We start from the raw sequence: 24898 nt of genomic DNA on the forward strand, positions 1-24898 counted from the left end.
CCCTGGCTTGGTTACATCTGGAACGTCACGCCGTAATCAATTGGCTCCAAATCCCGATCCCGAAGTTCGTATGTGCCAAAACGATTGGCGTGATGCGTCCGAAATGGACTAAACACAGCGGCCAACTCTGGCGTCAACTTCATTCCTTCGGTTTCCAACTCTTTGAATGCCTGCGTCATCGTATGACAGTTGTGGAAAATCATCAGATTGGCAATCAGGTGATTGTACTTGATTATCTTCAACTGATCCTCGCGCACATTTTCCTCGATGGTGTCCGATCCGAAATACGCCCACTGCGCAAAGTTGTTGAAACCTTCGCACTTGTTTTGCGCCGCTTGGATGACCTGGCGTAGCGCGTCGTCGCTGATATATTCCAGCAGGAAAATAGTGCGGACGACCCGGCCCAGCTCACGAAAGGCGAAATACAGTTTGTTTTTCCGGCTTGCAGTGCCGAGCTTGCGCAAGATGGTCGATGGTTGAATACGCCCGGCACGAATCGATTGCGCTACTTGCAGCATGTCCGGCAAATGACAGGCGATCAAATCCCAATCTATCGCATCCTTGGTAAACAGGTCATCAATGTGTTTATACACTTCGTCGGCGCTCGGACGGAACCATTTCAAATCTTTCCAGTTGCGAATACGTGGCATCAGCTTGATACCCAGCAAAAACGCCAAGCCATAAACCGGTGCGCTTTGCGCCTGGGTATCGCCATGTAAAGTATCGGGCTGAATATCCGACTTGTTCTTTGTCAGCCCATCCAGGATGTAAACGGCTTCCCAGACACCGCAGGGAATGAAATGCGAAAACAGCGCAATATATGTATCGCTGACATGGTAATAAGCAATGCCGCCATAGCCGCCATAACGGATATGCCGTTCCGACAGCAGATTATTTTCATACAGATTCCATTGCGTACCGTCTGCCGCTGCGCGTTTTGTATCGCCCCAATAGCGTGGCAGTTGAAATTGATTGTACGCATTAATCGTCGTGCAGATAGCGGCCTCCAGCTTTTCCGTCGTGACTTGGCGTTGATTGACGAATGACACTTGCCGAGCACTGACATCGGCAATGTTCTTGGCAATTTGTGTCGGCCCTAAACCTGTGCCATAGGCGAACACCGTCAGAATCTTACGCCGGTCTTCCTCCAGTAACTTACCTTTGTGACCACTCAACGGGCCAAAATGCTTGCCCCACCCAAGCCATTGCATGGTATCGGCAAGCACATCCAACAACGAAAGACCCATGCTATCGAGTTTTCTTCTTAACGCGTCATCCATCTCTTTGAAGCCTTGCGGAATCTCTTTTTTCTGTTGCCGGCCCAGCTTTGGCCTGCCATTTATGATCTTGAAATATGCATTTTCCTGATAAGTCTTGTCAGCCTGTTGTGCCGCCTCGGTCAGTAGGGTGCGAACATGCTCGATAAAGGCTGCGCTCTCGACTGGCAAGCCCACTTTCTCACCATAATCCGCGCGTGTACGTTCGCATTCGGCCATCGGCACCAGCTCGTTCCGGTGGTCAGAATATGCATCGCTGCCGATCACGCAAAGGTCGCCAGATTTCAGTTCCCTAACCATTTGCGAACAGACGCATGCTTCGAACTGGCGGCGATTGATTCGAGTCGGAACAGTATCGCGCTTGATTTCGCCAGTCACCAACTTCCACCATTTTTCGGAAATCCAGCCCAGATCGTCCGCCGTTAAGGCAATCTTGCCTTTGTCCCTGAGCGTTAGCCACTCGCTTTGCCGATGGCTGTTTTCCAGCATAAAAGCCAGAGACCGCTCAAAACTGGCATCCTGACTGGTGGATTCCAGCTTTAACTTACTCAAAATCCGTAGCATCGCCGCTCGCCGTGGCTTGAAGAACTGCCAGACAAAACGGAATTCGTTCTTCCCGCCGTATTCCGCATGCAAGCGCGAGAATTCGCACAAATCGGGGCGAGCCGTCACCGCCTGGCGAACGCCTTTCAATTGTTCGTCTGCCGATTGACTGGAATTCAGGAGTGTTTCCAGCATCGCAAACCGGCGCAAAATCTCATCGGTTTTTTCTTGATTGTCGGCCAGATATTTTTCAAGGGCTTCTTCGGCGCTGTGCAACGCACGCTTCATCTGTCGGCAAAAGAGATTGCACAGATCATCGGTCACAATCGCCAGCCGTTGCCTAATCAAGGATAAGGCAACGGCGTAGCGTTTAGCGGCCACCATATCCATCATACTGGCAGCATCGAGACTATTGCCTTCCAGCGCCCATTGTTTGATTTTGATGACCGGCATGATTTTTAATAGGTCTGCGTAGCAAGCCAGCTCAGTCAGCCGGTCATAGCGTTCGACCAACTCCCGCATGCCGTCTATCGTAGGCTTGGCGGCATCTTGCTTAATGTCGTTCCATAGACTCACGCGGCGCGGATCATCTCCCACCACGAAAAGGTTATCGAGAAAAGCCCGACCCTCATCCCCAAGTGCATCGTGAATTTGCCTGTGCAGCGCCTGGTTTGTTGCAATCCGCGAGACGCGAGCTTCGCGCAGCAAGGTGTCGAATGCCGGCAACTCGTAACGATGACGCACCAACGTTTCAATGCCGATATTGATAATATCGATGACATCTTCCTTGGTCAGTGCTGCTTCGGCAAAAGTTTGTCGCATCAGCTCTTTGCCATCGTCGCCGAAGGGTTTGACCGCCAAAAATTCACGCACCGCCGACAAGTGTTTGCGTCTGGCCTGCGAAACATCGTACTGCCGCAAATTCTCCCGGTCATAGGGTTCGCCCATGCTAGAGGCGACATGCTCGGCAATGGCATTCGGCACTTGCTCTGAAGTTACAAAATAACCCAGTCGTTGATAGGTTTTTAAAAGCAGAGCAAATCCCAAGCGCGTGGTGCTTGAGCGAGTGGCAGTATCGCAATAGGCCCGTTCGGCATCCGTCACTGTGTAGAAACGCTCCAATTCCGATTGGGCAAGTCGGCTTTTGAATCGGGGATAGGCGGTATCGCTGGGTTGCAAAGTTGAAAACCGGGAATGGATTTAGTACAAGAAAAACGTCCGTTTATCTGATAGATAGAATCATACAATAATCGGGGCGGAAAACCACAAGAAAACCCATTGAGAAAATCAAAGCAATATTGTACCTTTGCCTTTATCTTTTCTTGCACTATTTGTTGATCATTATGCTGGTGGGTTATATTCGGGTTTCCAAAAGTGATGGCAGCCAAACATTGGAGCCCCAACGGGACGCTTTGTTGGTCGCCGGTGTTGAGGAAAACCGTATTTATGAAGACCTGGCTTCCGGCCGCAAAGATGACAGACCGGGACTGAATGCTTGCCTTAAAGCGCTGCAACCGGGAAATACCCTAGTGATCTGGAAGTTGGATCGGCTTGGACGTGATTTAAAACATTTGGTCACGGTCATTGACGAGCTCAGAAAGCGTAATGTGGGCCTAAAGGTGTTAGCCGGTGCCGGAGCTCAGATTGACACCACCACACCGAACGGACGCTTGTTTTTCGGGATATTTGCCGCACTTGCCGAATTTGAGCGGGAACTCATCGCTGAACGCACCCGTGCCGGACTTGCTGCGGCCAGGGCACGGGGACGCAAAGGCGGTCGACCACGCAAGATGGACAAGCCAACCTTGATGATGGCGATGTCGGCGTTGTCCGACCCTAAAGCCAATGCGTCCGATGTGGCCAAAAGACTTGGGATCACGACCACAACCCTTTATATGTATGTCAACGGCGATGGATCGTTAAAAGAGGCAGGTCAATCCATCATTGGATAAATTGATTTTTGACAAAAGCAGTCATTGAATTATAGAAAAATATTGTAGCTATCGATCCAAAATCGACTTCCACGATAGTTTTTTGACAGTTTGTTTTAGCTTAGATGGGGTCTGCTCACGAAACGGAAAAAATCGTACTCTAAGACTGATGTATCCCCAGAAAATATCGATATAAAACAAAATGTTCTGGGGATACATCAGACTCTAAGATGACTCATTAGTTGAAAGCAATATTGATTAACCCGCTTGCTGCCAGACCGCTCTCACTGAATGATGTTACGAAGTAAAAATAATTCCAGGGTTCGAGCCAAGTTCTCTCTCTTAAAAACAGAGACTATATGAAAATTTGACTAATAAAGATCATTGCTCATTAACTGATTTTTGTATAATATTAATTTATGAAACGAGTGAGTATTTGCTTTTTAGCATTTTTGACTTTTTGGATGTCCACCTGGATGGTGACCGATATCCATGATTGGTCGCTAGCTGATGCTAATCAGCCTCATCCTGTTTTCTCTGTGCAGCACTCTCACCCTGACTCTGATATTCAAACAGTTACAACAGACGACAATCCGCACTGTGGAGTTTGTAGTTACGACCATGGCGGACACATGGGGCAGACACTGGCTGCACACTCCTTAGTAGCAAAAAGCTTTCCAGCACAAGACACACATCAATTCTCCCTTCAATCCGAATTCTGGTATTCCAGAAAGATATCGCCTAAACTCCGTCCTCCCATTGTCTGAGCGCTTTGGCGTTTGATGGATAACCTTTTTCAGGAGACACGAGCTGTAGCGATTGCTCATATGCAGCGCTAACAAGCTATTCCTGTCATAACGTGTTAGCAAAGCGCTCATTCCGGTCGATGTGCGGAACCCAAGTGAAGCGCATCGTTCACGGTTGATGGTCTCCTTGCCAAATCCTGCCGAGCGGATAGCGCCTGAATAGTAACGCCGCCTTGTCATAGGTGTCTTTAGGTTATTGATACATAAAGTAAAAATAACCCTATGCACGACAATGACAAAATGGGGTGAATTTCTGCCAAGCAACAAAGTTATCCAAACTATCTAACGCCTCCTCTCTTCCATATCGCAGATTTTTATCTGGGATGATCGATGTATTAAAGATTCGGAGGTTCAATGGACCCACACACAAGTAATCGTTGTTTTAAGCAATGCGTGCAAATATTGGCCGGTTTGGCATGCTGTTTAATGCTTTTTCAAACGCGTGCCGCCGCCATCCAGGACACTGGATTAGCTGCGGAAGTCAAACGACGGCCTAACCATCCGCTTGAATTGCGGAATCGCGGAAATTCAGCCGATGAACCGAGTCGACTCCCGGCTGATGCAAGCACACTCCAAGAACCTGTCGGCGTTATGGTTCTGTCGCAAGCACTGGCGCTGGCGCTCACTCGCAACCCACAATTGGCGGCCTTTTCTAATGAAATTCGCGCACGAGAAGCGGCAACCTTGCAGGCCAGCCTGATTCCTAACCCGGTTTTGGGTGTTCAAGCATCCAATTTTGCCAACAATACCTTTTCAGGAGCCGATGCGGATGTGGTGACCTTGCAACTCAGTCAGCTTATTGAATTAGGGGGTAAAAGGGCTGCCCGGACTGAAGCGGCGGCCTTGAATAAGGAATTGGCGGACTGGGATTATGAAACCCAGCGGATTGCCGTTCTGACTCAGGTAACCAAAGATTTTATCGAGGTTTTGGCGGCGCAGCGCCGTTTACAACTAGCACAACAACTGATCGATCTGGCCGACCAAGTGGTTAAATCAGCCACAGCCAGGGTGCAAGCAGGTAGCGTGACGCCATTGGAAGAAACCAAGGCAAAAGTCATGCGTGCTTCAACCAAAATTGAATGGAACCGCGCACAAAGAGAGCTGCAAGCGAAACGTAAACGCCTGGCCGCCAGTTGGGGCAGTACCGAAGCGCGTTTTGATTCCGTCCAGGGGGAATTGACTTCCGTTCGACAACCCCCGTCCCTGCAACAATTGTTGCAACGTATAAAACTGAATCCGAATTTAGCGCGTTGGGCCACTGAAATCAGTCAACGGCAAGCTTTGGTTCGTGTAGAGGAATCTAAAGTGATTCCAAATATTACCGTGAGTTTAGGCACCAATAAGTATCTCGACGGCGACAACTACAACCTGAATGCCGGAATTTCCATGCCTTTACCCCTGTTTAATCGCAATCAGGGCAATGTTATGGCGGCCGAACGACAGCTGAATAAAGCAAAAGATGAACGCCGGCATGTTGAAGTTCAAATGACTACCGAGCTGAATACCGTTTATCAACAACTTCATGCCGCTTATGCCGAAATTGTCGCATTACAAGAAACCGTCATACCCGGCGCGGAAACGGCTTTTAAGGTCGCCGATCGTGGCTATCGGCTGGGCGAATTCGGTATTCTCGACGTATTGGATGCGCAACGAACATTATTTGGCGTAAAAATACAATATTTACAGTCACTTGCGGATTATCATCTGAATGTTGCCGACATTGAACGATTACTCGGTGGTTCACTGAATCCATCGACCGAAACGAGTAGCGAGTCATTACCATGAAACAAACGATTAAGCGAAACCTGCGGACACAGGTCAAATTGAAAACCCCTCTCTTACCAGCGGTGTTATGGCTATGTTTTTCATTTCAACCGGCTTCTTTTGCTGGCGATCATGAGCATGAAGGCCATGAGGAAACCGCATTAGAATTTTCGGCGGAAGAACTGCAAGAATTTGACATCAAGCTGGCTCAGGCGAAATCCGGAAAAATCAGCAAATCACTGGAATTGACCGGCGAAGTGATTGTCGCGCCGGAGCGTTTGTATCATGTCGTTCCCTGGGTATCCGGCGTGGTGCGCCAGGTTTATAAACATCTCGGTGAACAGGTAAAAAACGGCGATCTTTTGGCCATTTTGTCAAGCCGTGAACTTGCCGCCGCTAAAGCGCAGTACGTTACCGCTGACAGTTTATTACGATTGGCGGACACCAATCTACAACGGGAAACAAAGCTGTATAAAGAAAATATCACCGCGAAACGAAATTATCTTAAAGCCAAACAAGAACAGGCGGAAATGTCGATCAAGCGGAAGGCGGCAAAACAACAACTGCTGGCGTTAGGCTTGTCTGAAACGTCAATCAGCGCTGTTTTACAGGATGTGAATAAAGATCTAACCCGCTATGAATTACGCGCGCCCGCGGACGGCGTCATCATCGACAAACATGCTGTTTACGGTGAATTGATTACAACCGATACCCGTAGTTTTACCATTGCCGATTTATCTGAAATTTGGGTCAATCTGACCGTCTATCAAAAGGATTTGGCTTTGATTCATTTGGGCCAACCGGTACGGGTCGGCAGTCGTTTTGGAGGGGCTGAAACAGAAGCGGCCGCAGTCGGCACCCTAAGCTGGATGAGTCCGACCCTTGATGAAAAAACCCGGAGCGCAACAGCCCGCGTGGTGTTGGAAAATGCGGACGGACGCTGGCGTCCGGGCATGTTTGTCAGCGGCAATGTCGTTATAGCAGAGCACGATGCCGCGCTGGTTATCCCTTTATCGGCCTTACAAACCCTGGAAGGAAAAACAGTGGTTTTTGTCCGGCATGAAGACGGGGATTTTGAACCCCAGCCGGTTCAGACCGGGCGTAGAGATTTTAAAAATGTGGAAATTCTCCAAGGTTTAAAGCCTGGCCAAACTTACGTCAGCCAGAATGCCTTTTCCTTGAAAGCACAGTTGCAAAAAGGAGAGTTTGGCGAAGGACATCATCATTGATTTCGAGTGTACAAACAAATGTAGGATGCGCTGAGGCACGAAGCGCATCAGATAGAAGCACATCACAGGTGCGCTTCCTATCGTCAGCTCATCCTATTATGGAGAATTTATGATCAATCAAATAATTAATTTATCTTTACGCAGCCGCCTGTTGATGCTTGTGCTTGGCATTCTGGTCATCGCAGCGGGCTATCGCAGTTACCAAAAGTTGCCGGTCGATGCTTTTCCGGATGTCTCACCCAATCTGGTGCAAGTATTCACCATAACTGAAGGACTGGCGCCTGAAGAAATTGAAATGTACGTGACCTATCCGGTTGAAGCGGCGATGACCGGATTACCCGGTATAGAAAAGATTCGTTCAGTGTCCAATTTTGGCTTGTCGGTGGTCAATATTTATTTTCTGGACGATATAGACATTTATTTTGCCCGGCAAGTGGTCGGCGAACGCTTGCAGGAAGCGCGTGACCAGATTCCGGCCAGTTTTGGCGAACCGGCGATGGGACCGATCTCAACCGGTATGGGATTGGTGCTTTTTTATTATCTCAAGGATGAGTCGCACAAGTATTCACTGGAGGAATTGCGCACCATGCAGGACTGGATCGTTAAATTCAATCTGCAAACGGTACGGGGCGTGACCGAGGTTCTGGGCATCGGCGGTTTTGAAAAACAATTCCATGTCGTGGTTCAGCAGAATGCTTTGCTGCGCTACAACATTTCAATGGATGAATTGATTGGACGTGTTCGCGCCAATAATCTTAATGTCGGCGCGCAATACCTGGAAAAAAACAATGAACAGTTCATTATTCGTTCCGTGGGCTTGGCTAAAGGCATTACGGATATTGAAAATATTGTGGTTAAAACCGTGGATGGCCGTCCCGTCTATTTATCGGAACTGGCTGAAATAAAAATTGGCGGCGCGATCCGGCGCGGACTACAGACCCGAAATGGCGAGGGTGAAGTGGTTGCCGGCATGGTCATTAAATTGTTTGGCACCAATGCCTCTACGGTGATTGAACGGGTTGAACAAAAAATTCAGGACATCAATAAAACCTTGCCGGAAGGCGTCAGTATTGTGCCTTATTATCAGCAGAAAGATATTGTTGAAGCGGCCGTCAACACGGTCAGCAGTGCGTTGGTGCAAGGCATTATTCTGGTGACTCTGGTATTACTGGTGTTTATGGGCGGTTTTCGCCCCAGCCTGGTGGTGGCGCTTTCGATACCTTTTTCGGTGATGTTTGCTTTTATCGCCATGGGCTTACTGGGTATGTCGGCTAATTTAATGTCGTTAGGCGGGTTGGCGATTGCCATCGGTATGATGGTCGATGGCACCATCGTGATGGTCGAAAATGTAGACCGTATGTTAAGAGAATCCAATCACGATGAGTCACGTTTACATGTTGTCGGTAGAGCCTGCCGCGAAGTGGGAAAGCCGATTTTGTTTGCCATTGCCATTATTATTATCGTGTTTTTACCGCTATTTACCTTAGAAGGGGTGGAAGGCAAAACCTTTAGGCCGTTAGCCTATACCGTGGCATTGGCGATGTTGGGTTCATTGGTGTATGCGCTTTTTATTGCACCGGTTTTATCCGATGTACTCATGAGACGCGCATCCGTACAGGCTGATGGCAAAATCAGCCTGGATGAGCGCATCCTCAATGCCTTGCTGAAACCTTATCGACCTTTGGTTGAATACTTCGTCAACCATCGTAAGGTTGCGATTTTCCTGTCTGGCGGACTTTTGTTGCTGGGGATGGCGGTATTTCCTTTTCTGGGTTCTGAATTCACGCCAAAGTTGCAGGAAGGCACCATCGTTGTGCGCTTGACCATGGCGCCGTCAATCTCCATTAATGAAAGTAAACGAAATGCATTGATTGTGGAAAGACGCTTATTGAAAATTCCTGAGGTGATTGAAGTCACCAGCCGAATTGGGCGGGGCGAAGTCGGCGCCCATGCCGACCCGATCAATTCAGCGGAAATGTATATCATCCTTAAAGATAAGAATGAATGGAGAGAGCCAGGGGATCAGGCGCTTATCGAAAAGGAAATCCGTCAAACGGTTGCCGACTTGCCCGGCATTACCGCAAACCTGACCCAACCCATTGAAATGACCGTTGATGAACTATTAGAAGGTGTTAGGGCGGAGCTGGCCGTTAAACTCTTTGGCGATGACTTACAGCAACTAAAAAGCAAAGCGGATGAAATCGCTGCCGTTATCAAAAAAGTTGAGGGCGCCGCCGATGTGCAGGTGGATCAGGTCTCCGGCACGCCTCAATTAGTGATTACGCCGGATCGCCAAGCCATTGCCCGCTATGGTCTTAATTTAATTGATGTTCAAGACGTCATTAAAAGTGCAATTGGTGGCACGACGGCAGGACAAGTATTTGAGGGTATTCGACGCTTTGATATTCTGGTGCGTTACCAAAAGCAGGATAGGGATAATATCGAAGCGATTCGTAATTTACTGATCAGTGGGCCGGATGGAATCAAAGTCCCATTAGCTCAAATTGCAAGTATTGAAGAAATTGTAGGGCCGAGACAAATCACCCGGGAAAACAACCAGCGTTTTATCAGCATTCAAGCGAATGTCATTGATCGGGATATTGTGTCTTTTGTTGAAGAGGCACAGCAAGTGATTGATAGTCAAATAAAACTGCCTCCCGGTTATTTTACTGCCTGGGGAGGACAGTTCCGGTTGCAGCAGGAAGCGAATAAACGTCTGGCCATTGTGATTCCGGTGACTTTAGTGATTATTTCACTGCTGCTATACAGTAGTTTTGGCTCGGTTAAAAACGCCGCCCTGATCTTATTGAATATTCCATTGGCATTAGTCGGCGGTGTGATTGCCTTGTGGATCAGCGGACAAAATCTTTCCGTTCCTGCATCGGTGGGATTTATCGCGCTGTTCGGCATTGCCCTGGAAAACGGCATGGTGCTGGTGACTTATCTGAACCAATTGATCCGGGATGGCGTGGCGATTGATGAAGCGTCTGTTCAGGGGGCGTGTTTGAGAGTCAGACCGGTGTTAATGACGGCTGTCACCACCGCATTGGGACTGATTCCGTTATTGCTGGCATCCGGCACAGGCTCCGAGGTGCAAAAACCTTTAGCCACTGTTGTGGTTGGCGGGCTTGTGACTTCAACATTACTGACCTTGTTAGTTATACCGGCATTGTATAAATGGTTTGTAACAGAAGGCAGGCAAGCAAAATAGTCAATATTGCCCGAATCTGGATACTGTTTGATTCGGGCAATCATCCATTTTTAAATCAGTAAACTATGAGTAAGTATTATGAAACAAGTGATTGCCTATATAAAACCCCATAAACTTGAGAATGTCATGCTGGCATTACATAAAATCGAAGGACTAACAGGAATCAGCGTGCTAAAAATGCAAGGCTGTGGACGTAGTCGTAAAGAAACTTCAGATGCCATCTTTGATGAAGAAACATATGGCTTGGTTCCCCGCTTAAAACTGGAAATAGCCTGTTGCGGCGATCGAGTCGAACAGGTCATTGCCGCGATACAGGAAAGTGCGCATACGGGGCTCGGGGGCGATGGAAAAATTTATCTACTTCCCGTACTGGATGCGGTTCGGATTAGTACGGGTGATACCGGTGAAATGGCGATTTAATCTTTTTGAGGTCTTAGCATTATGAGCACGTCGAATCAATTGGAACCCCCCTGTTGTTGTCATAACGAGCCAACCGAGAATCAACCGCCCGCATCTATGCCTACTCATGGCATGATCTTCAAAATTGAAGGGCTCGACTGTGTTGAGGAAGTGACGATTTTAAAATCAGAAATCGGCCCTTTAGTGGGTGGCGCAGACAACTTGGCTTTTGATGTGATTAATGGCCGGATGACGATTCTTAGCGATACTAAACGGGTGCCAGAAAAGGCTATCGTCAAGGCGGTTGCTGCAACCGGAATGAAAGCCACACGCTGGAAACCGGGACAAACGGCAACCGATGTCAAGCAACGGCAACGATCACAGACCTTTTACGCAACCGTCAGTGGTTTGTGCATTGTTATAGGGATATTGATGCATATTGTCATTGCCGGTGGTTTTAGCGATATTCAACAATTATGGCTAGTCCCTGAGACTTGGACTTATTCCTGGCAGGACTTGGCCTTATATCTTAAAAGCCTGTTATATGCCCATAGTTCACAAACCATGCCGTTCCCCGAAAAGGCAGCTTATGGTCTGGCTATTATTTTTGGCGTTCGTCATGTGATTGTAAAAGCCTTTTATGCGTTAAAACGGCTCCGTGCCGATATGAACTTATTGATGCTGGTCGCCATTATTGGCGCCATGTTCATTAATGAATGGTTTGAAGCGGCAGCGGTCAGTTTTTTATTTTCTTTATCTTTAGCCATTGAAAGCTGGAGTATCGGCCGCGCCCGACAAGCCGTAGAAGCCTTGCTGGATTTAGCGCCTTCCGATGTCACCATCAAGGATATGAATGGGCAGGAGCGTCAGATACCGGCGGCAAGCGTTACGGTCGGTACAACATTTATTGTTAAATCCGGCGATAAAATTCCACTGGACGGTGAAGTGGTAGCCGGTATGGGTTCCGTCAATCAGGCGCCGATTACGGGTGAGAGCGTACCTGTCAGCAAACAAAGCGGTGATGAAGTGTTCGCAGGCAGTATCAACGGCGAAGCCGTGTTAGAAGTCAAAGCGGGCAAACTCGCTTCCGATACCACGCTGGCGCATATTATTCGGATGGTTGAAGAAGCCCATAGTAAACGCGCTGAAGCGGAACAATGGGTAGAGAAATTTGCCCGTATTTACACCCCTATTGTTATGCTATTGGCCTTAGCTGTTTTTGCGATTCCGGTTTTATTTTTTTCGGGAATTTGGCAGCTGTGGCTGTACAAAGCGCTGGTGTTATTGGTGATTGCCTGCCCTTGCGCGCTGGTCATTTCCACTCCGGTCAGTATCGTTGCCGCATTAGCTTGTGCCGCCAGACAGGGTATCCTGGTAAAAGGCGGGATTTACATCGAAGCCCCGGCACACCTTAACGCCATTGCTTTTGATAAAACCGGCACTTTGACGCTTGGAGATCCTGTCGTGACAGGGCTTTATCCTTTCAATCATCATACCCAGGAAGAACTGCTCAGCCGAGCCGCTGCCTTAGAGTCGCGCAGCAACCATCCACTCGCCAAAGCCATTTTAAACTATAGCGAAAGCCAGGGCATTCAAATCGCCAATGCGGATAATGTAAGCGTTTTGCCGGGTAAAGGGGTAACGGGTTTATTTAACGACACGGATTTCTGGCTGGGTTCCAGGCGTTATCTGTTGGAACGCGGGCAGGAAACTGAGGAAATCAGTGAACAGGCAAAGACATTGGAAAAGACCGGACAAACCGTGATCGCCATCGGCAATGATCAACATGTCTGTGGTCTCATTGCCGTCTCTGATCAACCGCGGCCTCACATCCAATCGATTTTACAATCCCTGAAACATTGCGGCATAAAACATCTAGCGATGCTGACCGGCGATAATCAGGTCACGGCTGAAAATATCGCCCGGCAAATCGGACTGAATGAAGTTCACGCGGAATTACTGCCTGCGGACAAAGTGAAAAAAGTCAGTCAATTGGTCGAGCAATACGGAAATGTCGCCATGATCGGCGATGGTATCAATGACGCCCCGGCATTGGCCAGAGCCAGCCTGGGCATTGCCATGGGCGTGATGGGCTCGGATGCGGCCATAGAAACAGCGGATATTGCCTTGATGGGTGATGATCTATCCAAATTACCCTGGCTAATCAAGCATTCAAAAAGAACGTTGCGAATTATCCGGCAAAATATTGTTTTTGCACTGTCGCTGAAAGCTGCTTTTGCAATATTAGCCTTCGCCGGAGTCGCTACATTATGGCAAGCCATTGCAGCGGATATGGGGGCCTCTTTATTGGTGGTGGCCAATGGACTCAGATTACTAAAACCAAAAGATGCTAAACCAATGTTTCTTAATTGAGAAACCGTTATTTTTCTCAGAGCAACAGTTCGGTCTATGCCAAATTTCAAATGGCTGACATAAAATAGTCGGTCAAGTGATCTTCAAAAAATCTGTTCACCGGATTCCGCACTATATTCTATTTTGTCAAATTTGGGTATGCCTTAAAATGACAGTTCAGGCGTATCGGCCCTCGATGCTCGATATCACTAACCAACTGGAGCGCATCCTTGGATCGTCTAACCCTCGAACGTCGACAGGTTTGGATTTATCTGTCAACTATCATCGGCGGCTTGCTGGTGGGCAGCACCTGGCCCGACGTTACCCACCTCTTTGAAAAACTGCTATGGCCGGCGTTGGTGCTTCTACTATATACAACCTTTGTACAAGTGCCGTTGCTCCATCTGCGTGAAGCTTTTCGCGACCGGCGATTTGTTGCCGCGATACTGGCCGGCAATTTCATTGCCTTGCCTCTGCTGAGTTGGACACTTCTGCAATGGCTACCTGTCGACCCGGTTGTGCGTCTTGGCGTACTGTTGGTATTGTTGGTGCCCTGCACCGACTGGTTCATTACCTTCAGTCAACTGGGCGCAGGGAACGTGCCTCGAGCCATCGCAGTGACGCCACTTAACCTGCTGTTGGAACTCCTGCTTCTGCCAGTCTACCTATGGCTCATGCTCGACACCAAACTGGCCGCACCCCTTAGCTTCACCGAAATATGGCCCGCGCTGCTCGTTGTCATCGTGCCGATGATCGCAGCAGCCGTATCGGAGCGCTGGTTTGAGGCTCAACCGACACGGGAAAAGCTGCGTGAGCGGTTGGCCTGGTGGCCGGTGCCACTATTGGCTCTAGTCGTCTTCCTGATCGCCGGAGTGCAAATCAGTGCGGTGCGGAATGCACTGAGTCTTTTCCCAGTCGTCGTACCGTTGTTCGTGGCATTTCTGGTGTTGGCCGCTCTGATCGCCAAAGGGCTGGCGAGATTGATGGCGCTGCCGACCGATCAAGGGCGAACACTGGCATTCAGCCTGGGCACCCGCAATTCGTTTGTCGTCCTTCCTTTTGCGTTTTCTTTGCCGGATGGCTGGGAAGTGGCGGCAGTGGTAATTGTCTTACAGTCTCTGGTCGAACTCTTCGGAATGGTGTTCTATCTGTGGTGGATACCACGCAAGCTCTTTCGATAGACTCCTCGGAACAACGGACAGTCGTCCGTCTGGATCGGACATGCTACGCTTAGCGTACGATTTTTTCCGTTTCGTGAGCTGACCCCTAGATCAGCAAACATAATTAAGATATCGGTAAATGAAAAGTGACAATTTTTAACGCTTTTTGTCTTAATAAACTTTGAACGCCTAGATCATTCAACTACAATTGCGGCATGGTTATTTTCCGCAACTTAATATTACAGCGCTTACTTTGTTGCATCTTTCTCGGTGCAACCTTGCTGTCCCATACCCAGTTGTTGTTTGCCTGCGAATTCATGCATGGCAAACCGAAAATGGTGTGTTGTTGCGATGAGGCTATGCCCGAAGCGTGTCCAATGACCGAGGGTTGCGCGATGCAGGCAAATTCAACTCAAAGCCAGTGTTGTGAAATCAGTCAGGATTCATTGACCGATATGGCCATAACACACGCTTCCAGCACGGTTGAAATGCTAACCTTATTGCTGGATAGCCCGCAACCCCCACCGCTTGTTGGCTTTTGGGAAACGAATACTCTCCTGCCAGCCCACCCCATCCTTGCACTCTTTCCGCACGAACCGTTGCCGATAAGCGGCAACAGGCCAGTCTATCTGCGTACTCTTCGCATACGGTTATAAGCCGGTCTCTACTGATAAAAATCCAAGCACCTAGCTTTGGTGTATGAACGTAACAAGCCTCCTGTCACCCGGGTATGCGCTTGTTTACACCTGTGATGATTTTCATTTAGAGAATATTCATGAAATTATGCTTTTATGACTGCCGATGGCAATTATTGGCTGTGATCTTCACTTGGGCGACAATCGGCTTAGCCGACGTGCCCCATGCCGTCCTTCCTTCTAATGAGCCAACCATTTTCAGTAATGATGCTTCGTCTGACAACGAAGCTCAAGAAACCCTATCATCCATCAAATTGGTCGCCGATATTCTGGCCGCAAATCCGCAATTGGAAATTGTCCAGGCAATATGGCAAGCCGCAAATAGTGTGACAGAGCAAGCATCCGCCTTGGATGATCCAATGGTTTCGCACAGTTTTGCACCGCTGACGATAGGCAATCAGCAAAGCGGTTTTTCACAGAATACCGTCATCTCACAAAAGCTCCCATGGCCTGGAAAAAGGCGACTACAGGCTGAGGCGGCGGCTTTCGACGCCGAGGCGGCCAAAGAAAACGTCGGCACGTTGCGCTTGCTGCTCATGGCGACAGCGAAGACATTGTTTGCGGATTGGTATTACATTCATCAAGCGCTCAATGTAAATGAAATCAACCGGCGCTTATTAAACGAATTTCACGGCATCGCTCTCAATCATTACGCAACAGGCCTCGCCAGCAAGCAGGATGCATTGCAGGCCGAGGTCGAAATTGCCCTGCTTGACCACCAAAAAATCGCATTGGAGCGGGAAAGGCGAACGCTGTTGGCTCGCTTGAATACGTTACTGAACCGCCTGCCGGAAACCCCTTTGCAGCCTCCAGCCAAACTAAGCACTGCACTATCGCTGCCCAAACCGGCGGCATTACAAGAAATTGCCTTGCAATCGCGACCGGAATTGAAAGAACTGGCTGCTCGCATCCAAGCGTCCAAAACACGTGGCGATTTAGCCGAAAAGGACTTTTATCCCGATTTTAAGGTTTCGGCGGGTTACAACAACTTTTGGCGGCAAGATGAGCAACGCTTCATCGTCGGTGTCGAAGTCAATCTGCCATTGGACCAAGACAAACGCCAGGCAGCTGAAGATGAAGCGCGGGCCCGTCTAAAACAACAGGAATGGAGTCGTGTCGACCGTATAGCAAAGATCAGAGAACAAGTGCAGATTGCTTACGAGCTGACCGTTGAAAGCCTGCATGTCTATCAGTTATATCAAGACAAATTATTACCGTTGGCGGACGAAACCCTAAAAACGGCAATGATCAATTACCGAAGCGGTGACGGCGATTTTCTGACCTTGCTCAGCAGCGAGAAAAATCTGATTCAAATCCAATTAAAGAGCGAACGGGCATTGGCGGATATGCACCGCCATCTGGCTGAACTGGAGCAGGCGGTCGGCAGCGTATCGCCTTTTTCAGCCATACAACTAACGCAGGGGGCAGCGCTATGAACACCAGGCAAAAAGTTGTTTTTATAGGCGTTGCCGTTTTGCTGGCGGTATTCAGTGCGATGACGTTGACTGGCCATCATTCAACCGGCGATACCGTACCAAAATCCAACAATGCGCCCAGCCATTGGGCTGGACCTTTCGGCATAGATGTCACGCTGATCCCTGAAAAACCTAAAGTAGGCAAAAACACAATTAGCTTGTTTATCCGAGACAAAGACTTGCAGCCCGTTTCCGATGCCCGCATCAAGGCCGTGTCGGAGATGCCGGCAATGGGCTCCATGCCGGCCATGCCGGTGCCGATCGAAATGAAAATGGACAGTCCCGGCCATTATCGCGGTCATTATGAACTGCCGATGGCAGGCTACTGGCCGTTGACGCTGTCCATTCAATCCGATGTCAAAGGCAGTGCGCGGATGACCTTCGATATGAGTACCGACCGTGCAGGTGTCGAGTTGACGTCCGCCACGGCCAGTGACCATCAGCCGAGACAAGTCGTCGCCGGTCAAACCGTTCCGCAACCGGCAACGTTCACGATCGATGCGCACCGCCGGCAACTGATCGGCGTGACCACCGGCCGAGTCGCATACCGTCAGCTTGTTAAAACTATCCGCTCGCCGGCGCAAATCGTCTATGACGAAACCCGCCTAACCGACATCAGTCTCAAGTTCGACGGCTGGATCGGTGAGCTTAATGCGGATTATGTCGGCAAGGTGGTGAAAAAAGGCCAAGCCTTGTTGACCGTCTACAATCCGCAATTGGTCGCTACCCAGGAAGAATACCTCGATAGTTTGCGACGAAGCGACGAGCGTTTAGGCAATCTGGCCGACGCGGCGCTGCGCCGCATGACGCTGTGGGGCATCGCGCCGGCTCAGATTCAAGACATGGCCCGTCGCGGTAAGGCCTTGGAATATTTGACGATAGCGTCCCCCGTCAGCGGCACCCTGGTCGAAAAACATATCGTGGCCGGTTCCGCCGTCAAGGCCGGCATGCCGCTGTTACGCATAGCCGATTTATCCAAGGTTTGGGTGGACGCTCAGGTTTACGAATCCGACTTGCCGTGGCTCAAGCCCGGCATGCGCGCCGAAGTCGTGCTGGAGGATCAACCGGATAGGCGTTTTTGCGGCACTATCGATTTCATCGAACCGAGCCTGGATCATGTAAGCCGTAGCGCGCGGGTGCGCATGACGTTGCCGAATTCGGACGGTGAGCTGCGTCCCGACCGCTATGCCCGCATGAATCTTCAAATCGACTTAGGCAAGCGTTTGCTGGTTCCGGAACAGGCGGTGATCTATGCCGGCGAAAATAGGGTGGTGTTTGTGGATTTGGGCGAAGGCCGCTTGCTGCCTAAAAAAATCAAAACCGGGCTGCGCAATGCCGATTACATCGAGGTACTGGAGGGGCTGGACGAGGGCGATGAGATCGTCACCTCCGGTAATTTTCTGATCGCAGCGGAAAGCAAGCTCAAATCGGGGTTGGAACAATGGTAGACGGAACGCATAACCATCAACCGGGCCTGATACAGCGGCTGATCGCCTATTGCGCCAACAATGCCCTGGTGACCCTGCTGATCGTGTCGATCTGCGCTTTCTGGGGTTATAGGTCACTGCTCGCCACACCGCTGGACGCCATACCCGACTTGTCCGATGCCCAGGTCATTATCTACACCGACTGGCCCGGACGTAGCCCCGATTTGGTCGAAGATCAGATAACCTATCCTCTGACCACGACGTTGCTGGCCGCGCCTAACGTGCGCCTGGTGCGTGGGCAAAGCTTCATGGGGCAAAGTTTTGTCTATGTGATCTTCGAAGAAGGCACCGATATTTACTGGGCGCGTTCCCGGGTCGGCGAATACCTGGATGCCGTAGCGACACAATTACCCGGCGGCGTGCAGCCGACTATGGGCCCGGACGCCACCGGCGTGGGCTGGGTGTACCAATATGCGCTGGTCGATTACTCCGGACGCAATGACCTAGCCGAACTGCGTAGTCTGCAAGACTTCAAACTGCGTTATTGGCTGGAGTCGATCGAAGGCGTGGCGGAAGTGGCGGCTATCGGCGGCTTCGAGAAGGAATACCAAGTCACGGTCGATCCCGACAAATTAGCCGGCTATGGCATTAGCCTGAACCAGGTGGCCAGTGCCATCCGCCGCTCCAACAACGATGTCGGCGGCAGGGTGCTTGAAATCGCAGGCCACGAACATTTTATCCGTGGCCGGGGTTATATCCATGGCATCGCCGATATCGAACGCATCGCCTTGGTGGCCAATCCGGCCGGTGCGCCGGTCACCATCGGCCAGGTCGCGAAGGTGAGCTTGGGACCGGCCATGCGGCGCGGCTTAGCCGAACTGGACGGCCACGGCGAAACGGTCGGCGGCATCGTCATCATGCGCTACGGAGAAGATGCGCTGGACGTCATCAATCGGGTCAAACAACGCCTTGCCAACATCAAACGCTCCCTGCCACCGGGCGTCGAAATCGTCACGGTCTACGATCGCTCGGACTTGATCGAACGTGCGATCGCCACCTTGAAGCATACCTTGTTCGAAGAAATGCTGGTGGTTTCGCTGGTTATCGTAGGCTTTTTATGGCATTTCCGTTCGTCGCTGATCGCGATTCTGACCTTGCCCGTCGCCATTTTGCTGGCTTTCATACCGATGTCGGCACAGCATCTGACCGCGGACATCATGTCCTTGGGCGGCATCGCTGTGGCCATCGGCGCAATGGTCGATGCGGCAATCACGATCATCGAAAATATTCATAAACGTCTGGAAAACCGGGAAAACATAGGCGACTCGGAACGGCGCAGCATCATCATCCAGGCCATGCAGGAGGTCGGCCCCAGCATCTTCTTCGCGTTGTTGATCATCACGGTCTCGTTTTTGCCGGTGTTTGCGCTGCACGGGACGGAAGGCCGCTTGTTCAAGCCATTGGCCTACACCAAAACCTATGCGATGGGTTTTGCCGCTTTGCTGGCTGTCACACTGATTCCGGCATTGGCGGTGTATTTGATTCGCGGCAAACTGCACGGAGAGCAAAACCGCTTGTCGCAAAAAATCGTGTCCGTGTACATACCGGTGGTCCGTTGGGTGCTTCGCTTTCGCGGCTGGGTGGTCGGCATTGCACTACTGTCGCTGCTTGGTTCGTTACCGGTGTTTTTTAAGCTCGGCAACGAGTTCATGCCGCCGCTGAACGAAGGCAGCCTACTCTACATGCCCACCACGTTGCCGGGCATGTCGATCACCGAAGCAGGCAAGGTGCTGCAAGCGATGGACCGGCAATTGAAGGCATTTCCGGAAGTGGAACGAGTGTTCGGCAAGATCGGTCGCTCCACCAGCCCGACCGATCCGGCCCCGTTATCGATGGTGGAAGCCGTCGTCACGTTAAAGCCTAAAGCCGAGTGGCGTGCCGGCCTGACTTGGGACGATCTGATCGCCGAAATGGACAAGACCCTGCGCTTTCCGGGCATGCCCAATATCTGGTGGATGCCGATCCAGACCCGCACCGAAATGCTGGCCACCGGCATGCGCTCCAATCTGGGCATCAAGGTGTTCGGCGACGATCTGAAAACGATAGAAAGCACCGCGCTGCGCATCGAACAGGCCTTGCAGCAGGACGAACGCACACGGCCCTTCACGCGTAGCGCCTTCAGCGAACGCCTGACCGGTGGCAATTTCATCGATTTCGTCATCGATCGGGATAAAATCGCCCGTTACGGCTTGACCGTGGATGAGGTGGAACAGGTGCTGACGGCCGCAGTGGGCGGACAAACGGTGTCTCGCACTATAGAAGGGCGCGAACGCTATGCGATTAATCTACGCTATGCCCGCGAGTTTCGCGACAACCCGGAAGCCTTGAGCCGAGTGTTGGTGCCGACGCCCGGCGGCGCGCAAATCCCGATCAGCCAGTTGGCCAGCCTCGAATTTATCAGCGGACCGCCGATGCTGCGTAACGAAGACGGTTTTATGGTTTCTTTTGTATTGGTCGATGTTAAAGACACCGGCATTGCCGATTACGTGGACTTGGCGAAACAAGTCGTTCAGGGCGAAGTTGCGTTGCCGCCAGGCGTCCGCTTGGAATGGGCCGGGCAATACAAGTATTTCGAGCAGGCCAAGGCCGAATTAAGCATGCTAGTGCCGTTGACGCTGGCGATCGTGTTTCTGATGCTGTTCTTAAACCACGGCTCCATCGGCGAGTCCTTGATTATCATGCTGACGATTCCGTTTTCGCTGATTGGCGCCGTCTGGCTGCTGTATCTACTCGATTACAATTTAAGCGTCGCGGTGTGGGTAGGCATGATCGCACTGGCTGGGCTCGCCGCCGAAATGGGCGTGCTGATGACGCTGTATCTGGACATGAGCTATCGAAAGCGCTTAACAGAAAACCGCTTGCAAACACAGCAGGATCTTACCGAAGCGATCGTTGAAGGCGCTGCCCGCCGCATTCGCCCGAAACTGATGACGGGTATCACGACGCTGATCGGCCTGACGCCCATCTTATGGCAGACTGGAACAGGAGCCGACGTGATGAAACGCATCGCGGCACCGATGGTGGGCGGAATCGTGTCGACGCTGATCGTCGCGTTGATCGTTTTTCCGGCACTTTATTCTTATTGGAAGAGTTGGAAATTCCGATAAGATGAAGCCCTTTCGAATCGACTATCGCCGATTTATCCAACAACCGCGACTGAATCTTTGTTATTCTCAACGGCTGCACAACGATTGATTATCACAATCAGAGATTTCATAAAAAGCGAATGAAACTGACCATCGGTAAACTGGCCAAGCAAAGCGGCGTCACGATAGAAACCATTCGTCACTATCAACGTATCGGGTTGTTAGACGAACCAGAGAAGCCGATCAATGGCTATCGCCATTATCAGGCCGGGGCTGTTTCCAAGATTCGGTTTATCAAACGAGCCCAGCAGGCCGGTTTTACGTTAAAAGAAATTGCTGCTCTGCTGTCGCTCGATGGCAAACAGTGTGCCGGTGTACGACAGCTCGCCGAGCAAAAATGTCGGCAAATCGACCAACAAATCAACGCGTTGATGACGCTCAAGCAGACACTGGAAAAGCTGGTCGATAGCTGTCGTCAGACAAGTGCAAAGGAGCAATGCGCCATTCTTGACGCGTTTAACGATGACGATACGGTAAGTCCCGATTAGAAAAGATCGCTTCCCGCTTGACCCTGTTCTTGAGAACAGGGTTTAGACTGCCGGCCAACGTTCAGTTAGGACGAGTCTCCATGCAAACAAATCCTGAAAAGTCCAATAAACATTCCGTTTGGCTGGGCATAGGTGCCGGATTGGCCGCGATCGGTGCTTCGGCCTGCTGTGTCGGCCCACTTTTGCTGGTCTCTTTGGGTATTGGCGGCGCCTGGATGAGCACGCTGACGTCATTGGAATCGACTCGCCCTTTCTTTGTCACCCTGGCATTGGCTTTTATCATCCTAGGTTTTCGGCGGCTCTATTGGCTCCCTTCTCGCTGTAATGAGGGCCATGTCTGCGGTCATTCCGATGTTCGGCGTCGACAACGTATCATTTTTTGGATCGGCTCCACCCTGATTCTATTGCTGCTGGCGTTTCCTTGGTTTGCACCATTATTATTGTTCTGAGATAAATCACTATGACGATGAAAACCTGTTGGTTGATGTTGAGTATGTCATTAATCGTTCTGTTCGTGCCTATCCTTCATGCCGGCGTAGCCGTTGAACATCAAAACGCTACGCAAGTGGTGACGCTGGACATCCATAACATGACTTGCCCGCTGTGCAGGTTCACCATCAAAAAGGCCTTGCAGAACGTCGAAGGCGTACAACGCGTCACAATCGACTTCGATTCGAAAACGGCGGAAGTCGGTTTCGATCCTCAGCAAACCGATCTTCAGGCTTTAATCAAGGCAAGCAGCGATGCCGGTTATCCAGCGACCGCGCGCATTGTCCGTCAATAACTGTCGCAAGTAACTATCTATCCATGTCCGATTGTTGTTCGAAAACCTCTGTAAAAACAAAACAAGCTTGTCCCGAGTGTGGTTCAACATGCATAAAAGTCGGCATGGCGACGCTTTACCATCAGGTCCGATTCCCGGAAAATCAACTGATAGCACCCGATAACTATTATTTCTGTCCATCGATACAATGCCCGATCGCCTACTTTTCCATCGCGGGCGACATTATTCTCAAACAACAATTAAGAACCTTCCAGGCGATTCAAAATGGCAAGCTATGTTATTGTTTCGATATCGATGCGGAAGAGTACTTATCTGCGATTACGACTAGTCAGGGAGAGTCGATCAAAAACTTCGTCATTCAACGAACCCAATCCGGCGAATGTGCCTGTGAAATCAGAAATCCTTCGGGCCAATGCTGTTTAGCCAATTTCAAACGTTTGGAAAATACGTAAAATTACATAACGCCCCGTAAGTAATAAAGGTCGTTTTACCGAGAGTTCAAACCTATCTGTTAAATTATTAGCGAGAAATCCATGGCCGGTTGTTGCGATAATCATTGTTCTTTAGACCGCATGCGCGAACGTCAGCGCGGCACCTTGCAAATCGTCCTTGCCATCAATGCGGCGATGTTCTTCGTCATCGCCGGCGCCGCGGTGTACGGCAAGTCGACATCCCTGTTGGCGGACAGCCTCGACAATCTGGGCGATGCGTTGACCTACGCCCTAAGCCTTTATGCGGTGACGAAAGATGCTACCGTCAAGGCCAAGGTCGCCTTGTTCAAGGGTGCGCTCATTGGGCTGGCTTCGATCACCGTCATCGCCCAGATTGGTTACAAGTTCTATGTTCCGACGATGCCTATCTTCGAAGTGATGGGAGGCTTCAGTCTACTCGGTTTGATTGCCAACGGTCTGTGTCTTTTCCTGCTTTGGCGGCATCGTCACGAAGATGTCAATATGAGTTCGGTCTGGGAGTGCTCGCGCAACGACATTGCGGCCAATCTATCGGTTTTCGTCGCAGCGGGCGCCGTTTGGTTGACTGGTTCCGGTTGGCCCGACATTGTGGTGGCGATCGGTTTGGTGTTGCTGCTGATACGCTCTTCAGGTCGCGTCATTTCTTCGGCTATCAAAGAACTTCGCACATAGAAGATTAAAGGAGCCAAAGCCGTTCAGGGGGGAATCCGTACAGCATCCATACGCAAGATGCTTGACTGGAAAATAAGCCATCGGCAATAGACTTAACGGGCTAAAATTTGGCTACTGCTATTCGGCGACACCATGTAAATAGCGTTTAGGAGTAAAGCGGAGAAAAAATTTAAAGGCCGCTACATAGTCCATTGCCGTCACTCGGAATCAAAGTATCAAAGTCTTCTTTTGGCCGTTCCCTTCCTTTAGAATGTGTAAAACATCGGTCTGCATTCTATTAAAATGAAGCATACCTGATTAGGATGTTACTCATTTACGAAGGAATCCTTACGGTCCTCCAGATTGTTGTTGAAGTTTGGGGTGCAGGCTTATTGATTGATCAAACCCAGTTTTCTATCTCTATTTATGTGGGTAAAGTGATGGTTTGTTTTTGTTGAAGATTGTTGAAAGTCTCAAAATGAGAAAATCTATATTGTTTGCTGTGTGTTAAAGCCATAAGATTAATCAAGTTATATTTTCAAAGGAGCTAAAAATGGGTGACTGGTCAGATTATTTCGAAGATTTTCCCGAGGAAAACCCTGCAAATTATGTCGATGGACATTATCATCCTAATGGCGCAGCAATAAATAGAGCGAGGGCAGATGCGATAGAGAAGGTGGCTTGTGAGCAAATGGCTCTTGATTATGAAATCAAGAGAATCATTGAAAAACATAGTAAGCCCTCTCCAGACAGTACACCTAACCTTGGCAGAAAAATCTTGAAATTGCCGAAACGATAAACACCCAATAAGTAGTAGTTTTTATCCGAAGCCAGCGAGGCGGGCGGGGAGGTGTTTAGCTTTGCCAGTAGGGATGCTAAAGGGGTTAATTAACCAAAAGAACGTTTTGTCCCGACACACCTATGGTACCCTTGGTATTACTGGCTTGCAGCTGAAATATCGGTTTCAAAATTGCCAATCAGTTTTCTGGTATCTTATTGAATATTGATAAAATTTCTCCTGCCGTAAAAT

15 protein-coding genes and 1 pseudogene are annotated in these 24898 nt (G+C 50.0%); 15 read left to right on the plus strand and 1 reads right to left on the minus strand.

The window, feature by feature from the left end:
• Positions 1–11: 11 nt before the first annotated feature.
• Positions 12–2999 carry a Tn3 family transposase gene (locus ACINK7_RS22945; protein WP_404361541.1) on the minus strand — a complete coding sequence of 996 codons (2988 nt, stop codon included), beginning with the start codon at positions 2997–2999 and terminating at the stop codon, positions 12–14.
• Positions 3000–3163: 164 nt separating this feature from the next.
• Here ACINK7_RS22945 and ACINK7_RS22950 point away from each other — a divergent pair, with 164 nt between their 5' ends.
• The 15 genes and pseudogenes from ACINK7_RS22950 (at position 3164) to ACINK7_RS23020 (ending at position 24667) form a co-directional block, all read left to right on the plus strand.
• A complete protein-coding gene (locus ACINK7_RS22950; RefSeq protein ID WP_404361542.1) occupies positions 3164–3772 on the plus strand; it encodes a recombinase family protein in 609 nt (202 codons plus the stop codon).
• Positions 3773–4911: 1139 nt separating this feature from the next.
• A complete protein-coding gene (locus ACINK7_RS22955; RefSeq protein ID WP_341328784.1) occupies positions 4912–6342 on the plus strand; it encodes a TolC family protein in 1431 nt (476 codons plus the stop codon).
• Positions 6339–7550: an efflux RND transporter periplasmic adaptor subunit gene (locus ACINK7_RS22960; RefSeq protein ID WP_404361543.1), complete on the plus strand. Its 1212-nt coding sequence runs from the start codon at positions 6339–6341 to the stop codon at positions 7548–7550. The genes ACINK7_RS22955 and ACINK7_RS22960 overlap by 4 nt, the downstream gene beginning before the upstream one ends.
• A 109-nt stretch (positions 7551–7659) precedes the next feature.
• Positions 7660–10761, plus strand: coding sequence for an efflux RND transporter permease subunit (locus ACINK7_RS22965; protein WP_404361544.1), 3102 nt, complete (start codon positions 7660–7662; stop codon positions 10759–10761).
• Positions 10762–10839: 78 nt separating this feature from the next.
• Positions 10840–11181, plus strand: coding sequence for a P-II family nitrogen regulator (locus tag ACINK7_RS22970; RefSeq protein ID WP_341328787.1), 342 nt, complete (start codon positions 10840–10842; stop codon positions 11179–11181).
• Between the two features lie 111 nt (positions 11182–11292).
• Positions 11293–13533, plus strand: a complete 2241-nt coding sequence (locus ACINK7_RS22975) for a heavy metal translocating P-type ATPase (protein WP_341328788.1) — start codon at positions 11293–11295, stop codon at positions 13531–13533.
• Positions 13534–13742: 209 nt separating this feature from the next.
• Positions 13743–14693 carry a bile acid:sodium symporter gene (locus tag ACINK7_RS22980; RefSeq protein ID WP_036293968.1) on the plus strand — a complete coding sequence of 317 codons (951 nt, stop codon included), beginning with the start codon at positions 13743–13745 and terminating at the stop codon, positions 14691–14693.
• 754 nt (positions 14694–15447) lie between these two features.
• A complete protein-coding gene (locus ACINK7_RS22985; protein WP_051954238.1) occupies positions 15448–16803 on the plus strand; it encodes a TolC family protein in 1356 nt (451 codons plus the stop codon).
• Complete coding sequence (locus ACINK7_RS22990) at positions 16800–18290, plus strand: efflux RND transporter periplasmic adaptor subunit (protein ID WP_404361547.1); 1491 nt, start codon at positions 16800–16802, stop codon at positions 18288–18290. Before ACINK7_RS22985 ends, ACINK7_RS22990 begins: the two co-directional genes overlap by 4 nt.
• Positions 18284–21436, plus strand: a complete 3153-nt coding sequence (locus ACINK7_RS22995) for an efflux RND transporter permease subunit (protein WP_404361548.1) — start codon at positions 18284–18286, stop codon at positions 21434–21436. The genes ACINK7_RS22990 and ACINK7_RS22995 overlap by 7 nt, the downstream gene beginning before the upstream one ends.
• A 119-nt stretch (positions 21437–21555) precedes the next feature.
• Positions 21556–21963 carry a MerR family DNA-binding protein gene (locus tag ACINK7_RS23000; RefSeq protein WP_404361550.1) on the plus strand — a complete coding sequence of 136 codons (408 nt, stop codon included), beginning with the start codon at positions 21556–21558 and terminating at the stop codon, positions 21961–21963.
• 80 nt (positions 21964–22043) lie between these two features.
• Positions 22044–22747 (plus strand): annotated as a pseudogene (locus ACINK7_RS23005) (mercuric transporter MerT family protein).
• 23 nt (positions 22748–22770) lie between these two features.
• Positions 22771–23199 carry a putative iron-sulfur cluster-binding metallochaperone gene (locus tag ACINK7_RS23010; RefSeq protein WP_404361552.1) on the plus strand — a complete coding sequence of 143 codons (429 nt, stop codon included), beginning with the start codon at positions 22771–22773 and terminating at the stop codon, positions 23197–23199.
• Between the two features lie 81 nt (positions 23200–23280).
• Positions 23281–23889 (plus strand): cation transporter, encoded by a 609-nt coding sequence (locus tag ACINK7_RS23015; protein ID WP_404361554.1) that lies wholly within the window; start codon positions 23281–23283, stop codon positions 23887–23889.
• Between the two features lie 532 nt (positions 23890–24421).
• A complete protein-coding gene (locus tag ACINK7_RS23020) occupies positions 24422–24667 on the plus strand; it encodes a hypothetical protein (protein WP_404361555.1) in 246 nt (81 codons plus the stop codon).
• Positions 24668–24898: the final 231 nt, after the last annotated feature.

Source organism: Methylotuvimicrobium sp. KM1 (genome assembly GCF_044788715.1).
In the GTDB taxonomy this organism is placed as follows: Bacteria; Pseudomonadota; Gammaproteobacteria; order Methylococcales; family Methylomonadaceae; genus Methylotuvimicrobium.